The following is a 13,834-nucleotide window of genomic DNA, read 5'->3' as shown; positions in this document are numbered from 1 at the left end:
GATTCCGGTTCAGATAAAAGCCTGATCGGACTGGCGGAAGGGAAGCAAAATGATGAACCGGGTGCCTTTTCCCGGCTCCGATTCGGTCGAAATGGAGCCGTTATGGTTTTCAACGATCTTTTTGCAGTAGGCCAGCCCGAAGCCCAGCCCTTCGGTTCGGGCGTCGAGCTTCTTCCGGATCTGGAACAGACCGGGCGTATAACGGGTGTCGAAGCCCTGTCCCTCGTCGGTATAGACGAGCCGGACAAAATCGACGTAATGGTAGCGGTCTTTCAGAATCCGGAACTGGTTGTCCTGCACGATGCTGCTTCGAATTTCCACCCGCACGGTGGGCAGGTCGGTCCGGCGGAATTTGACGGAATTGGACAGCAGGTGGTAAAAAAGCAGCTGAAGCTGCTCGCCGAATCCTTCGATGACCGGCAGTTCGGACATTTTCAGGTCGACGGCTCCAAAGCCGGTTTCCCGGATAACCAGGTCCCGGGCTTTGGCGACGACCTGATTCAGATCGACCGAGGAGGGCGGATTTTCCGTCACGTCGAAGGTGACGAACTCCCGGAGGCCGCTGATCAGATCTTTCAGCAGGCGGCTGGCCTTCGTAATCCGTTCGATGACCTGCTCCCCGGAAGCCGACAACCGGATGCCTTCATCCAGACGGAGCTTATCGACAAAAAGCATGATTTTCCGGAGCGGCTCCTGAAGATCGTGGGTTATGACCCTGTTGAGCTGGATCAGATCCTGATTTCTCTGCTTGAAAAGAGCCAGCTTATGATCGAGGATATACCGGTGGGCTTCGAGCTGCTCTTTGGCCGTAATGAGTTCATTGTTCTCTTCCAGGGCCTTCTGGGCCACTTTTTTGGCCTGGAGTATTTCATCCTCGTACTTTCTGCGCTGCCGGACGGGGATGGCGACGCAGACGTTGACGAACCCGCTTTCCGCCGGGCGCCGGACCGCATTGATCAGCACCGGCAAATCGCTGCCGTCTTTCGCCCGAAGGGTCACAAAGATTTCTTCCGCCCGGCCGTGAAGCTTCAGCAGCGGAAAAAAGTGCGTCTGGTAAAAAATTCGGTTTGCCAGCGTGAACAGCGTTTCCACGTTCCGGCCGGTCAGTTCTTCCGAAGCAAATCCCAGTTGTTCCAGCAGGGTGGTATTGCACCGGACCAGATTCCCGTCGTCGGTAAACTCGAAATATCCGCAGGGGGCCAGGTCCAGAGCCTCATCCGTCAGGACATCCATGCCGAAATCAGTTGAGGGAGGGAGTGCCGAGATACTCCGTCATGACCTGAATCGTTTCGTCGGGCGCACTCAGGTGCGGGCAATGTCCGGTGGCCCGCAGCACCACCAGCCGGCTGTTCGGCAGGTTCCGGTGCAGATAATCGCCCACGGTTAGCGGAGCGATCAGGTCTTCTGAACACTGCATGACCAGCGTCGGTTTGCGGCTGAAGGGCAGGTCCCGGCGGTTGTCGGAGAGAAAGGTAGCCCGGGCAAAACGGCCGGCTATATACGGATCGGTCGAGCAGAAGCTTTCGGTCAGTTCTTCGGCCAGATGGGGCGAGTCGGGGCGATTCATCACCACGGGGGCCAGGAAGTTGGCCCAGCCGATGTAATTGCGCTCCATGGTCTCCAGCAGTTCTTCGATGTCTTTCCGTTCAAAACCGCCCACGTAGTCGGGGGGCTCGTTGATGTAACAGGGCGAAGGGCCGATCAGAATCAGCCGCTCGAACCGGTCCGGCTCCTTGATCGAAGCCAGAAGGCCGATCATGCTGCTCACCGAGTGCCCGACAAAGATGACGTTTTTCAGGTCCAGCGTCCGGCAGATTTCCAGAACGTCCTGCACATAGCCGTTCAGATTGGCATACCGGTCGGGGTGGTAGGCGGTCAGGTCGGATTTCCCGCAGCCGACATAATCGAAAGTAACGATCCGGAAGTGGTTCTCGAAAGCCGGGGTGACGAACCGCCACATATTCTGATCGCACCCGAATCCGTGCGCAAACAGGAGCGTCCGGCTGCCTGAACCCCACACCTTCACATTACTCCGCCTGATAATGTCCATTTCCACGTTCATACCTGTTCCGTACCGACTCCGGTGGTTCGCTTGCCTTCCACGAAAATACGGAAATGAACAGAAAATCAGGAATTTCCCGCCGAATGAGTTGCCCTGGGAGGGAATACTTATTTTGTGGTCCTGTCGCCCCCTAAGGCGATAAAAAACCGGCAAAGGATCAGGAAGCCGGACGAAACGGATTCAACTTTCGGCGGCAGCGGCGCCAAAGGTAATCATCAGTTTGGTAACCTGGGCGTGATGCCGGCCGGCCTCACGAAGGCCGACTTCATAGTACGGATGCCAGACCATCCGCCGGCTTTTCGGGTTGTAGACCCCGATCGGCTCGATGCCGTCCACCAGGCCCAGGTCCGTCAGACGCTGAAGGCCTTCCTGGATGGTCGAGCAGGGAAGGATCTTGTAATGCTTTCGAAAACAATAGATGTACAGATTCTCCATTAAAGAACAGCCAGGGTTGGAAAGCAAATCACGCGGAGGAATAAACGCCGGAACCGTCAGCAGCCGGCGGGTTCAGGCCGGCCGGGCAGGTCGGGAGCAGCCCCGGCAGGGAGGCCTTCTTTCACCCCCTGACCATAGCGGTCCATCAGCCCGGCCAGACCGTCCCGCTGGTAGAACTGGACCCATTTGTTAACCGCCCGTCGATTGATCTTGAACAGAGTCATCACCTCGGTAGGCGTCATACCCAGGGAAAGGAAAAGGATGCATTGGCATCGCTTGACGAACTGAGGCTGGTCCTGATGGGCCAGTATGGCGTTTCGGAGAAGAAAATAACCGTCAGCCGAGAGTTTCATAGGCGCTTCAAAGGGAAGGTAGGTGCTGCGTTTGTCAGGCAAAAGTTAAACAAAACCAAATTTTGAAGTCAATGCCCGCTTGTCGAAGTACAAAACCCTTATCATGATCGAATGTCCATTTTTAAAAATACTATTTCCCCAAGCCTGCCTTTCGGTAAATTTTCTTTGCTTCGGTACCAGACAATAACCGGGTCTTTTGGCTCCCCCTCTCCGGCTGACCGAAAAATCACTTCTTTTTGGATGAACTTATATACTGAGAAAAATACAAACTCTTTATAAACAGATGATTTAGAAAAAAAACAAGCCGGTACCGGACGCTAAACGGATTGATTTTCCGGTTCGTTCAGCGGCTGCAAGCCTATCCTGACCGGCCTGAAACCGGCATTAAATTTGTTAGAGGGGTATTCAGCTTCTGATTTACCCAACGTTCCCGTTTCGTCGGCTATGTGACACCGTTCTTGAATTTTTTCTGGAAGGGCGGAATTTTTATACCCATTGGACGGCAATAGCCCTCTTCCTGGACCCTTTAGAGCTTGTTTGGGAAGGGTTTTTGCTTCCAGGTCGGATGGAGCATCCTGGGGAACAAGGGCCACCATACCACCCCCCCTGCCGGACCACCCCCCGGCCCCCTCCTTGGCAAGGAGGGGGTGGCTCCGCAGGGTTGGAATCGGGCAGCGCTCTCCCCCTCCTTACCAAGGAGGGGGTTGGGGGGTGGTCCGGCTGGGCACGGTTTATCATCCCGACGCAGGAGAGATCCAGGGCTTCAGCGCTCACAAGGATGGGTTAACAGGCCACAGGGTCCCTCCTGCGTCGGGAGGGCAAAAGCGTTTCCCTAAACAACCCCCTTTTAACGACCGGACCAAAAGAAAAAAGCCGGATTCCAGCGGTTCCCGGCTTTTACACGTACTTGAACTTTATATTTGGGCGTCAATATAGAAAGGAACCTCGAAAAACAACGTGTCCGGAAAAAGCCGGACCCCATCAGGGCCCGGCTTTAATTTCATGGTAGACACGGCTGCTTGCACTCGATGACTTGACGATAAAGATGCGTTTTCAGGAGTTTGGACAGACAGGGGCGTTCGATAAAATGAGGATTCGGCCCAAAACCGGCTCATTTCCAGGCCAAACCGTTCTCAACACGTACCAGCACCTTTTCTTATGGGAATGAAACCAACCTATCGGGCGGCTGCGCTTCTGGCGGCACTGGCCCTGACCGGCCTGACTCGGCAAGCATTCCCGCAGGATACGACGGCCGTTGCCTCCTCAACCGACAGCCTGACCCTCCCCCAGCCCCTTCCCAAACAGGGTCTGCTGAAGCGGGTCGCAACCGACGGTTCAAACACGGCCCGGACCATCCTCCGGACCTATGCGCAGCCGGCCCACTGGCAAAAACGGGATTTCGTGCGTCTGGGCGGGGTTCTGGCCGTTTCCGCCACCGCCCTGCTGGTCGAAAAGCGGGTCTACCGCTTCATGCTTGATAACCACACCCCCACCCTCGACCGATTCGAACGGGCCGGATATCTGCTCGGACGGCCGCAGCTGAATTACCCGATCATGCTTAGTCTCTGGGGGACGGGTGTACTTTTCAACAGCACCTGGCTGCGCGACACCGGCATCATGGTCGTGGCGTCCGTAACCACCTCAGGGCTTCTGCAAACCGCCCTCAAGGAAGTAGTCGGGCGGCCCCGGCCCAATGCCGACCGCGGCAACCTTCACCTGAACCCGTTTGGCGGTATCGCCTACCACTCGTTTCCCTCGGGCCACGCCACCCTGGCGACGGCAACCTTCTGGGTGCTGGCCCACCAGGTCGGGCCGGTGCCTTTGCGGGTGTTCTTCTACACCCTGCCGATTCTGACGGGCCTCTCCCGGATTTACGTCGGGGCCCACTGGCTGTCGGATGTCCTGCTTGGAACCGCTATGGGCGTTGCCTTTGCCGAGACGGTCGTTCGGCTCTACCCCCGTGTGAAAGCCAAACGGGGCCTTTCCCTGCAACCGACGGTGGGCGGCTCCGGGGCCGGGGTGGTGCTCCGTTTCTGAACAATCACTGGGTTAGGGAATCGCGGTCGGGAGCCGGAAGTAAAAAGCCGCCCCCTCGGTCACGGTGGTGTCGAGGCCGATCTGGCCGTTCATGCTGCGGATGAAATCGCTGGAGATGGCCAGCCCCAGGCCGGTGCCGCCGTTCGATCCGGGTGCCCTGAAATACCGGTCGAATACGCGGCTCCGGTGTTCGGGCCGGATGCCCGGCCCGTGGTCCCGAACCCGGAATTCGACCCCCTCCTCCCCCGGAACGGTCCGAACCGAAATCTCGACGGCGCTTCCTTCCGGACTGTGACGGACCGCGTTCGAAATAAAATTGATCAATACCCACGAGGCTTTGTCGGGGTCGGCCCGGACCGGCGGCAGGTCGGCCGGGAGACTTTTCCGAATCGGCACGCGTTTTTCTTCGGCCGGCGTACGGAGGGCGCCGGCGGCATAGTCGACCAGTTCGGCCGGCCGTACCGATTGAAGGTTCAGCTGAATCTGTCCGGATTCTACCTGCGCCATGTTGAGCAGTTCGCCGGTCAGGTTGAGCAACCGCCCGGTCTCGGTTCGGACATTCCCGACCAGTTGCTCCTGCTCCCCGTTGAGGGAACCAACCCGCCGGTCTTCCAGCAGTTTCAGGCTCATCATAATACTGGAAAGCGGAGTTTTCAGCTCGTGAGAGATGGTGGCGATGAAGTTGGTTTTGGCCAGGTCGAGTTCCTTATAGGGCGTGATGTTCTCCAGCACGATCACATACCCGGCCTGTTCGGATTCTTCTTCCCCGGTCCGGGTCACCCTGACGGTATGCGTATGCCGGGTAAAATAGCTTTCCTTTCCCTGGTCGAAGATTTTCAGGATGCCCCGGTTGCCGGGATCGTCGGCCGGTTCGGCCGGCCCGGTCATGACTTCCTGGATGAGCGTGCGCATGAGGTCGTTGGAAGCGGCCACATCCGGCCCGTACCGGCCCACCAGCCCCGACTCCTCCACCCCGAGCAGCCGACAGGCGACGGGATTGGCAAACAGGATATGACGGTTTTCGTCTAGGCCGATAATGCCTTCACTCATGATCTGGATCAGGGTATCGATCCGCCGTTTTTCATAAAGCACCTTCGCCAGACTGGAGTGCTCGTATTCGTCCAGCTTCTGGGCCATCGAGTTGAAGGAGCGGGCCAGCTCCCCGAACTCGTCGTCCGAGCGAAAGTGCAGCCGTTCCTCGAAGTTCCGTTCGGCAATGTTCCGGATGCCGCGCGTCAGCTCCCGCAGCGGGTCGGCAATGTAACCCGGGACGTTGATGATGAACGAAAACAGGACCAGGAAACAGAACGTGCCGACCATCGCCAGCCAGAGCAGGGCACTGCGGGCGGTCTCTTTGGCCACTTCGTTTTTGCGAACCATCGCCTGCCGGTTCAGGTCTTCCAGCCCGAACAACGCCTGCCGGATGCGCCCGACACTGGCCGAATCGCGGGGGCCGACCCGCAGCCGTTCGAACTCCCGGCGCAGGATGGTGGTCAGTTCCTGCTCACCGACCTCGGTCAGGTTGCCTTCCTGCTTTTTCAGACTGGTTTCAAAGTCGGTCAGTGCGTCCGGATCGCCGGGGGACGAGATCGCCCGGTGCATGGTCGCGACGTATTCGAGGGAGATGTAATTGTCTTTCAGAATAGCCTGCGAATCGTTGGTGAGCTGGTTAAGGTAATAGGCTTCCAGTCCGGCCAGGGTCAGGATGACCGCAAACATGAACGTCAGCGCGAGCGATATTTTAGCTTTGATCGACATGCCGGTTTTCGTTTTTTCAGGAAAGAATGATCAGATCGGTGTCGGATTCGGACAGGCGGTTGAGCAGCCGGCGGAAAGCAAACGTACGCAGAATTACCTGGATCAGGTTAAAATGCGGTTTGCCGATGCACACGGTCGTCACGTTTCGTTTTTCCACTTCCTGGACGATGCAGCCGACCACGTCGGTTCCCCGGGTCCGGATCACTTCCGCCCCGAGTTCGGTAGCCAGTCTGAGGTTGTTGATCAGATGCCGCTGGCGGTCGAGCCGGATGCGGTCCGGGCTTTCGGCGGGCGTCTGCACATACAGCACGAACCAGCGGGAATGGTAATAGGCGGCCAGCCGGGCCGTTTTACGGATTACCCGCCGGGCCGTTTCCTGGTTGGTGCCGACGGCCGCCAGAAACCGTTCCGGCCGGACCTGAACGTTCGGCGGCAGGCTGGTTTCGATCTTCCGCTCGACGGCCGAAGCTACTTCCCGCAGCGCCAGTTCCCGCAGTTGCAGGATCGTTTCGGTCCGGAAAAAATGGGACAGGGCCGTCTGGACCTTGGCGGGTTCGTAGATCTTTCCCTCCCGCAGCCGGGTAATGAGTTCATCGGCCGTCAGGTCGATGTTGACCACCTCGTCGGCCCCCTGCAGCACGCGGTCCGGGACCCGCTCGGCCACCTCCACCCCGGAAATGGCCCTGACTTCCTCGTACAGGCTCTCGATGTGCTGGATATTGACCGCCGAGATGACGCTGATGCCGGCATCCAGGAGGTCGAGCACGTCCTGCCAGCGTTTTTCATTTTTCGACCCCGGAATGTTGGTATGGGCGAGTTCGTCCACCAGGACCAGTTCGGGGTGTAGGTTCAGAATGGTCTGAAGGTCCATTTCTTCCAGTTCCCGTCCCCGGTAGTAAAGCGTACGTCGCGGAATCACCGGCAGGCCCGTCACGAGGGCTTCGGTTTCCGCCCGCCGGTGCGTTTCGATGTAACCAATCCGGACATCGATTCCGCTCCGCAGCAGAGCGTGGGCTTCCTGAAGCATCCGATAGGTTTTGCCGACCCCGGCGCTCATTCCGAGGTAGATTTTGAACTTGCCGCGTCGGGAGGCCTGGATGAGCCGGAGAAAGTGGTCGGCAGACTGGTCGCGCTGATCGGTCATGGCAGGTTTGGGTTTCGGTCAGAAGCTGACGGCCAGGCTGGTCGTAAGGGCGGTACTGGTTCGGCTCAGGCCGTGGCGGCCCTCAAAAACCGGGTCACGGCTATCGTAGATTTTCCCTTCCACGCGCAGCAGCGCATTCGGCAGGACGGTATGATCGTACCCCAGGGAGTAACCGAAGGTCCGGAATCCGTTGGGCGTACCGGTCCTGCCGACGATCACCCCGTGCCGGTCGTCGTAATATTCCACCCGTCCGTTCAGGTAGCCGCCCTCACCGGTCCGGAGCCGGACAATCGCCACGGGCGAAAACCAGACGTAGACCCCTCCCCCGTCGACGCGCACCTCCGAACCCGCCCGGACCACCGGTTTCCGGTCCCGCCCAATATCAAAACCAAGCTGAAGCCCGACCCGCCCACCCGGCTGAAGCACGGCATAGAAATTATTGAAAAACCGCCCCTGCTTCAGCGAATCGGGCCGGTCGGAACCCAGAAAGCTGCTCCAGTTCAGCGTCAGGACCTTTGTCGGCCGGAACTGAACCTGCGTGCTGAGGGCCGGACCCCGAAAGCCCTCCGGTATTCTGACCCGCTGCCAGCCGTTTACAAGGGACCCCAGCAGCGTCCAGCGGCCGTCGGCCGATTCGTAGGTCAGCTTCAGCCCGGCGAGGTAATACGGTGAATTTTCGGCCAGCAGGCTTCGCGTGAGCGTCCAGCAATCCTTCGAGACGGCGCTTTCAAAACCGATGTGCGAACCAAAGATACCGGCGTCGAGCCAGAGGCTCCGCGTCCGGCTCAGCTTCACTCCGGCATTCGCTTCCAGGATGTTCCGGACCAGTTCCTGCTCGGAAGCGTAGTTGTACTGCGGATAGGTTCCGACCTGAAGGGCCAGACCGGCCCGCGTCCGGTTCCCGCTCCAGGCGGCTTTCAGAAAGGCCAGATTGATGTTTACCTCCCGGTTCCGGCGGTGATTGTACAGAAAACCGGGTCGCTCCCGGACCGTCCGGGGGGCCGTGAAATCATGGGCATAATAGGCTTCCACATAACCCGTCAGGCGCAGACCGGTTGCGGCCGCCGTGGAATCCGCCGGCTGGGCCGGAGCCGAAAAACCGGCAAATCCCAGAACGGCAGCGGCCCATCCGATTCTTATTTGGTTGATCATCGGCTTTACTTTAACTGGTCGAGCGCCAGATTGAGACGCAACACGTTTACCTTCTCCGGCCCGAACAGGCCCAGCCAGGGGCCTTCCGTGCATTCGTCCACGAGCCGGTTCAGGAGGTCGGGCGGCAGGTTACGAACCCGGGCGATGCGGGAAATCTGAATTCTGGCCGCAGCGGGCGAGAGGTCCGGGTCCAGCCCCGACCCGGAAGCCGTCACCAGTTCAGCGGGAATTTCGGCCTGGTGAACGCCGGGATTATGATTCAGAAAAGTGTCGATCCGGGCCTGCACCTCCTTCCGGTAATCCGGATTGGAAGGGCCTTTGTTCGAGCCGCCCGACCCGGCCGGGTTATAGCCCACGGCCGAGGGGCGGGAGTTGAAATACCGATCCTGCGTAAAGGACTGCCCGACGTCGGCATAACCGACCGTCTTTCCGAGTATTGAAACCGTGCGCCCGTTTCCGCCCCCCGGTGCCAGCCGGGCAATGCCCCCCACCAGGAGCGGATAAACAGCCGAAAGAAGAAGGAGAAGGGCCAGCGTCAGTCGCAGGGCCGGCCCGATATGCGTTTTCATAGGGATAATCCATTTAAAGGGAAATAGTCGGCGGTTTGAACCGCCCCGGATGAATCAGATCAATAAACCAACGATCAGGTCGATCAGTTTGATGCCGACGAACGGTGCCGCCAGCCCGCCGAGGCCGTAGATGAACAGGTTCCGGCGGAGCAGCGCACTGGCCCCGATGGGCTGGTAGCCGACCCCCCGGAGCGCCAGCGGAATCAGCATCGGAATGATCAGGGCGTTGAAGATCACCGCCGACAGAATGGCCGACTCCGGGCTGTGCAGCCGCATCAGGTTCAACTGTTGCAGGGCCGGGATGGAGGCCACAAAAAGCGCGGGCACGATGGCAAAGTATTTGGCGACGTCGTTGGCGATGCTGAAGGTGGTCAGCGTTCCCCGGGTGATCAGCAGCTGCTTTCCGATTTCCACTACCTCGATGAGTTTGGTCGGATCGTTGTCGAGGTCCACCATGTTTCCGGCTTCCCGGGCCGCCTGCGTTCCGGAGTTCATCGCCACGCCGACGTCGGCCTGGGCCAGCGCCGGGGCATCGTTGGTCCCGTCGCCCATCATCGCCACCAGCTTCCCGCCGGCCTGCTCCCGGCGAATGTAGTTCATTTTGTCTTCCGGTTTGGCCTCGGCGATGAATTCGTCCACCCCCGCTTTGGCGGCAATGAAGCGGGCGGTCAGGGGGTTGTCGCCGGTGACCATGACGGTTTTGACACCCATTTTCCGAAGCCGCTCGAAACGTTCGGCGATGCCGGGCTTGATGATGTCCTGAAGTTCGACGACGCCCATCACCTGCTCGTTTTCGGTCACGATCAGGGGCGTACCGCCGTTGGCGGCAATGGCTTTCGCCTGCGCGTCGGTTTCTTCGGGAAACGTCTGGTTCGCCCGCCGGACGAGCGTCCGGATGGCATCGACCGCCCCTTTCCGGATGCGGAGCCCGTTGGGCCGGCCGGCCGGCCGGGCGGAGCCGTTCAGGGGGAGGTCGATGCCGGAGGAGCGGGTTTCGGCCGTAAACCGGATCAGAGTGGCTCCGGCCGTACTCAGCTCCCGGGTCATTTCCGGCCCGGCCAGCTCGACGATGGACTTTCCCTCCGGCGTTTCGTCGGCCAGGGAACTCAGGGCCGCGGACCGGATCAGGTCGACCGGGGCAATTCCCGGAGCCGGATAAAACCGGGTCGCTTTCCGGTTCCCTATGGTGATCGTGCCGGTTTTATCGAGCAGGAGCGTATCGACATCCCCGGCGGTTTCGACGGCCCGGCCCGATTTGGCGATGACGTTGGCCCGGAGCGCCCGGTCCATGCCCGCGATGCCGATGGCCGACAGCAGCCCGCCGATGGTGGTCGGAATCAGGCAGACGAACAGGGCGATCAGGGCCGCCACGGTAATCGGGGTCCCGGCGTAGACCGCAAAGGGCTGAAGCGTTATGCAGACGATGATGAATACGAGGGTAAAACCGGCCAGGAGGATGGTCAGGGCCACCTCATTGGGCGTTTTCTGGCGGGAGGCTCCTTCCACCAGCGCGATCATTTTATCGAGGAAGGATTCGCCCGGCCGGGTCGTCACCCGCACGATGATCCGGTCCGACAGGACTTTGGTGCCGCCCGTCACCGAGGAACGGTCGCCCCCGGCTTCCCGGATCACCGGCGCAGACTCGCCGGTGATGGCCGATTCGTCGATGGTCGCCAGCCCTTCGATGATTTCTCCGTCGGACGGGATAATGTCGCCGGTTTCACAGAGAAACAGATCGTCTTTCCGCAGCTGCGCCGAGGAGGTGACCCGAACCTGATCGGGTGAAAATCCGCCGTCGGCAGGCAGCACTTTGGCGGGGGTTTCCTGCCGGGTTTTCCGGAGCGATTCGGCCTGGGCACGGCCGCGGGCCTCGGCGATGGCCTCGGCGAAGTTGGCAAACAGGATGGTCAGCAGCAGCACGGCCGTAACGGCGAAGTTGTAGCCCGGCGTTCCCTGGTCGGTTTCGCCCGAAAGGGCAATATAAACCGTTACGAGCAGCATGACGGCCGTGCCGATTTCGACGGTGAACATGACCGGGTTCCGGATCAGTAGGGCGGGATTCAGTTTCAGGAACGATTCCCGGAGGGCGGCTTTGAACAGGCTGCTCCGGTGCGGGCGGGCGACCCGTTTGGCGGAAGAAGAAGTTGATGGAGTCATGATGAAAAGGCGGCCGGTTTCAGCGGGCCGGCCGGTTTTATGGAAGAGAGAAATATTCGGCAAGCGGCCCCAGCGCCAGCGCCGGGAAAAAGGATAGAGCCGCGAGGATGAAAATGACGGCGAAGGTCATCAGCCCGAAGGTGGCGTTGTCGGTGGGCAGCGTTCCGGCGCTCTCGGGTACGTATTTTTTCCCCGCCAGCAGCCCGGCAATGGCGATCGGCCCCACGATGGGCAGATACCGGCTCAGGATCAGCACCAGCCCGGTGGTGTAGTTCCAGAAAAAGTTGCTGTCGCTCAGCCCCTCGAAACCCGAGCCGTTGTTGGCCGCCGAGGAAGTAAATTCATACAGCATCTGCGAAAAGCCGTGAAAACCGGGATTGCTGAGCCAGCCGGCGGGCCGGACGGTCCAGTCGGCCTGGGGAGCGTTCACACGGAGATGGCTCGCCAGGGCGGTTCCGGCCAGAATCAGCAGGGGATGCAGCAGGGCGACCAGCGAAGCAATCTTCATCTCGCGGGCTTCGATCTTCCGGCCCAGGAATTCGGGCGTACGGCCCACCATCAGTCCTGAAATAAACACGGCAATGATCAGGTAGATGAAGTAGTTCAGCAAACCGACCCCGACACCCCCGTAGAAGGCGTTGATCATCATGTCGAGCAACTGCATGGCCCCCGACAGGGGTGTCATGGAATCGTGCATGGCATTGACCGAGCCGTTGGAGGTGGCCGTCGTCGAAATGCCCCAGAAGGCCGAAGCGGCCGCCCCGAACCGGATTTCCTTGCCCTCCATGCTGCCCAGCGGCTGGCCGATGCCGAGCGAAGCGATTGCCGGGTTACCCTTCAGTTCGGCCGTCAGGGAGGGTGTCAGAACCGCGAAGAAACCCACCGTCATGACCAGGAAGATGCTGAGGGCCAGCTTCTTTCGATTCAGATAGAAGCCCAGTGCAAACACCAGCGCCATCGGGATGAGGAGAATGGACACGTTTTCTGCGACATTGGTCGCGAAATTGGGGTTTTCGAGCGGATGGGCCGAGTTGACCCCAAACCAGCCGCCCCCGTTGGTTCCCAGCTGCTTGATGGCGATCATCCCGGCGGCCGGGCCGCGGGACACCTGAACGGTATCGCCCTCCAGCGTAACGACGGTATCTTTTCCTTCAAAGCTCGCGGGTACCCCGTTGAAAGCCAGAATCAATGCCAGCACCAGCGACAGCGGCAGCAGGATGCGGGTAATGCTGCGGACGAAGTACACGTAAAAATTGTTGGGCCGGTCGGTCGCCTGAGTCTGAAGGGCGTTGAACAGCACCGCCAGCGCGGCCATTCCGGCGGCCGCCGAGACGAACTGAAAGAACATCACCACGGCGGTCTGGGTCAGGTAGGTCAGGCCCGACTCGCCGGAATAGTGCTGAAGGTCGCAGTTGACGATAAAGCTGATGACGGTGTTGAAAGCCAGATCGGGCGTCTGTGAGGGATTTCCGTCGGGATTGAGCGGCAGGCTTCCCTGCGTCTGCAGCAGGATGAAGCCGTAAACGAACCAGACTCCACTCAGGGTGAGCAGGGCGGTAAGGTGTTCCTTCCAGTTCATCCGGCGGTGCGGATCGATTCCACCGATCCGGTAGAGAAGCCTTTCCAGCGGTGCCATCCAATCCATCACATTGGGCCGGCCGGCGTAAACGGCGGCAATCAGTTTCCCCAGCGGGTAGGCCGACAGCACGGCCAGGCCGTAAATCAGGGCGATTCCGAGAAGTTCATTGGTCATAGTCGTATTCATTTCATGGGAGCGGCCGACAGAGCGGAACCGCCTAAAAGCGTTCGGGCCGGATCAGCACATACAGCATGTAGGCAAAGACCAGCAGAGAGACGATGAGAAGGAGTGTCAGCATGGCGTCGGGTCAGATGCGTTCAACCCAGTGAATGGTCCTGTAAAAAAGTGCGAAACAGAGGAGAGCCGTAGCCCAGAGCAGTGCAGTTACCATAGAATTCTTTTTGTTTGATCAGTCGGAAACCGTATGCCAAAAAGTATTCCTGAAAATGCCTGGGCAGAGAGATTTGATAACAAACCACTGATAATCAATATATTAACCGTAAAGCTTTTCGGAAGAAGAGCAGGAATGAAGGGGGCGATTTTTCCGGAATGGAAAGCCGTTTTTCCAAAATGAAAAACGGAAGGGTC

13 protein-coding genes are annotated in these 13,834 nt (G+C 59.5%); 2 read left to right on the top strand and 11 right to left on the bottom strand.

The features are described 5' to 3' along the window. Positions 1–9 precede the first annotated feature (9 nt). From DX909_RS27100 to DX909_RS27085, 4 genes are all read right to left on the bottom strand, one after another. Complete coding sequence (locus DX909_RS27100) at positions 10–1,233, bottom strand: sensor histidine kinase (RefSeq protein ID WP_128548388.1); 1,224 nt, start codon at positions 1,231–1,233, stop codon at positions 10–12. 7 nt (positions 1,234–1,240) lie between these two features. After that, positions 1,241–2,050 (bottom strand): alpha/beta fold hydrolase, encoded by an 810-nt coding sequence (locus DX909_RS27095; RefSeq protein WP_310589888.1) that lies wholly within the window; start codon positions 2,048–2,050, stop codon positions 1,241–1,243. 192 nt (positions 2,051–2,242) lie between these two features. Next, positions 2,243–2,497 (bottom strand): hypothetical protein, encoded by a 255-nt coding sequence (locus DX909_RS27090; RefSeq protein WP_128548387.1) that lies wholly within the window; start codon positions 2,495–2,497, stop codon positions 2,243–2,245. A 56-nt stretch (positions 2,498–2,553) separates the two neighbouring features. Beyond that, the gene (locus DX909_RS27085; protein ID WP_128548386.1) at positions 2,554–2,850 is read right to left on the bottom strand and encodes a helix-turn-helix domain-containing protein; all 297 of its coding nucleotides are present in this window, start codon (positions 2,848–2,850) and stop codon (positions 2,554–2,556) included. Between the two features lie 1,164 nt (positions 2,851–4,014). Here DX909_RS27085 and DX909_RS27080 point away from each other — a divergent pair. Then, entirely contained in the window at positions 4,015–4,887 is an 873-nt protein-coding gene (locus tag DX909_RS27080; RefSeq protein WP_164851427.1) for a phosphatase PAP2 family protein, read from the top strand. Positions 4,888–4,899: 12 nt separating this feature from the next. Here the strand turns inward: DX909_RS27080 and DX909_RS27075 are convergent, their stop codons facing one another. From DX909_RS27075 to kdpF, 7 genes are read right to left on the bottom strand one after another with little or no spacing between them, the layout of a single operon-like run. Beyond that, complete coding sequence (locus DX909_RS27075) at positions 4,900–6,645, bottom strand: sensor histidine kinase (RefSeq protein ID WP_128548384.1); 1,746 nt, start codon at positions 6,643–6,645, stop codon at positions 4,900–4,902. Positions 6,646–6,661: 16 nt separating this feature from the next. Beyond that, the gene (locus DX909_RS27070) at positions 6,662–7,789 is read right to left on the bottom strand and encodes a sensor protein KdpD (RefSeq protein WP_128548383.1); all 1,128 of its coding nucleotides are present in this window, start codon (positions 7,787–7,789) and stop codon (positions 6,662–6,664) included. An 18-nt stretch (positions 7,790–7,807) separates the two neighbouring features. Next, positions 7,808–8,941: a porin gene (locus DX909_RS27065; RefSeq protein WP_128548382.1), complete on the bottom strand. Its 1,134-nt coding sequence runs from the start codon at positions 8,939–8,941 to the stop codon at positions 7,808–7,810. Positions 8,942–8,946: 5 nt separating this feature from the next. Then, positions 8,947–9,510, bottom strand: coding sequence for a potassium-transporting ATPase subunit KdpC (gene kdpC / locus DX909_RS27060; RefSeq protein WP_128548381.1), 564 nt, complete (start codon positions 9,508–9,510; stop codon positions 8,947–8,949). A gap of 54 nt (positions 9,511–9,564) precedes the next feature. After that, positions 9,565–11,667: a potassium-transporting ATPase subunit KdpB gene (kdpB, locus tag DX909_RS27055; protein ID WP_128548380.1), complete on the bottom strand. Its 2,103-nt coding sequence runs from the start codon at positions 11,665–11,667 to the stop codon at positions 9,565–9,567. Between the two features lie 37 nt (positions 11,668–11,704). Next, positions 11,705–13,420, bottom strand: coding sequence for a potassium-transporting ATPase subunit KdpA (gene kdpA, locus DX909_RS27050; protein WP_128548379.1), 1,716 nt, complete (start codon positions 13,418–13,420; stop codon positions 11,705–11,707). A gap of 43 nt (positions 13,421–13,463) precedes the next feature. Next, entirely contained in the window at positions 13,464–13,544 is an 81-nt protein-coding gene (gene kdpF / locus DX909_RS27045) for a K(+)-transporting ATPase subunit F (protein ID WP_128548427.1), read from the bottom strand. A 126-nt stretch (positions 13,545–13,670) separates the two neighbouring features. Between kdpF and DX909_RS29680 the strand changes: the two genes are divergently transcribed. Then, on the top strand, positions 13,671–13,820 hold the full coding sequence (locus DX909_RS29680) for a hypothetical protein (RefSeq protein WP_164851426.1): 150 nt from the start codon (positions 13,671–13,673) through the stop codon (positions 13,818–13,820). Positions 13,821–13,834: the final 14 nt, after the last annotated feature.

The sequence above is a fragment of the Larkinella soli genome (assembly GCF_003703975.1).
In the GTDB taxonomy this organism is placed as follows: Bacteria; Bacteroidota; Bacteroidia; order Cytophagales; family Spirosomataceae; genus Larkinella; species Larkinella soli.
This window is presented reverse-complemented; position numbering and strand designations above follow the sequence as displayed.

What these genes read in the sequence shown, in the direction of transcription:
- kdpA (WP_128548379.1), bottom strand. Translation starts at nt 13,420, where the DNA reads ATGACCAATGAACTTCTCGGAATCGCCCTGATTTACGGCCTGGCCGTG.
- DX909_RS27080 (WP_164851427.1), top strand. Translation starts at nt 4,015, where the DNA reads ATGAAACCAACCTATCGGGCGGCTGCGCTTCTGGCGGCACTGGCCCTG.
- DX909_RS27085 (WP_128548386.1), bottom strand. Translation starts at nt 2,850, where the DNA reads ATGAAACTCTCGGCTGACGGTTATTTTCTTCTCCGAAACGCCATACTG.
- DX909_RS29680 (WP_164851426.1), top strand. Translation starts at nt 13,671, where the DNA reads ATGCCAAAAAGTATTCCTGAAAATGCCTGGGCAGAGAGATTTGATAAC.
- DX909_RS27065 (WP_128548382.1), bottom strand. Translation starts at nt 8,941, where the DNA reads ATGATCAACCAAATAAGAATCGGATGGGCCGCTGCCGTTCTGGGATTT.
- kdpC (WP_128548381.1), bottom strand. Translation starts at nt 9,510, where the DNA reads ATGAAAACGCATATCGGGCCGGCCCTGCGACTGACGCTGGCCCTTCTC.
- DX909_RS27070 (WP_128548383.1), bottom strand. Translation starts at nt 7,789, where the DNA reads ATGACCGATCAGCGCGACCAGTCTGCCGACCACTTTCTCCGGCTCATC.
- kdpF (WP_128548427.1), bottom strand. Translation starts at nt 13,544, where the DNA reads ATGCTGACACTCCTTCTCATCGTCTCTCTGCTGGTCTTTGCCTACATG.
- DX909_RS27095 (WP_310589888.1), bottom strand. Translation starts at nt 2,050, where the DNA reads ATGGACATTATCAGGCGGAGTAATGTGAAGGTGTGGGGTTCAGGCAGC.
- DX909_RS27100 (WP_128548388.1), bottom strand. Translation starts at nt 1,233, where the DNA reads ATGGATGTCCTGACGGATGAGGCTCTGGACCTGGCCCCCTGCGGATAT.
- DX909_RS27075 (WP_128548384.1), bottom strand. Translation starts at nt 6,645, where the DNA reads ATGTCGATCAAAGCTAAAATATCGCTCGCGCTGACGTTCATGTTTGCG.
- DX909_RS27090 (WP_128548387.1), bottom strand. Translation starts at nt 2,497, where the DNA reads ATGGAGAATCTGTACATCTATTGTTTTCGAAAGCATTACAAGATCCTT.
- kdpB (WP_128548380.1), bottom strand. Translation starts at nt 11,667, where the DNA reads ATGACTCCATCAACTTCTTCTTCCGCCAAACGGGTCGCCCGCCCGCAC.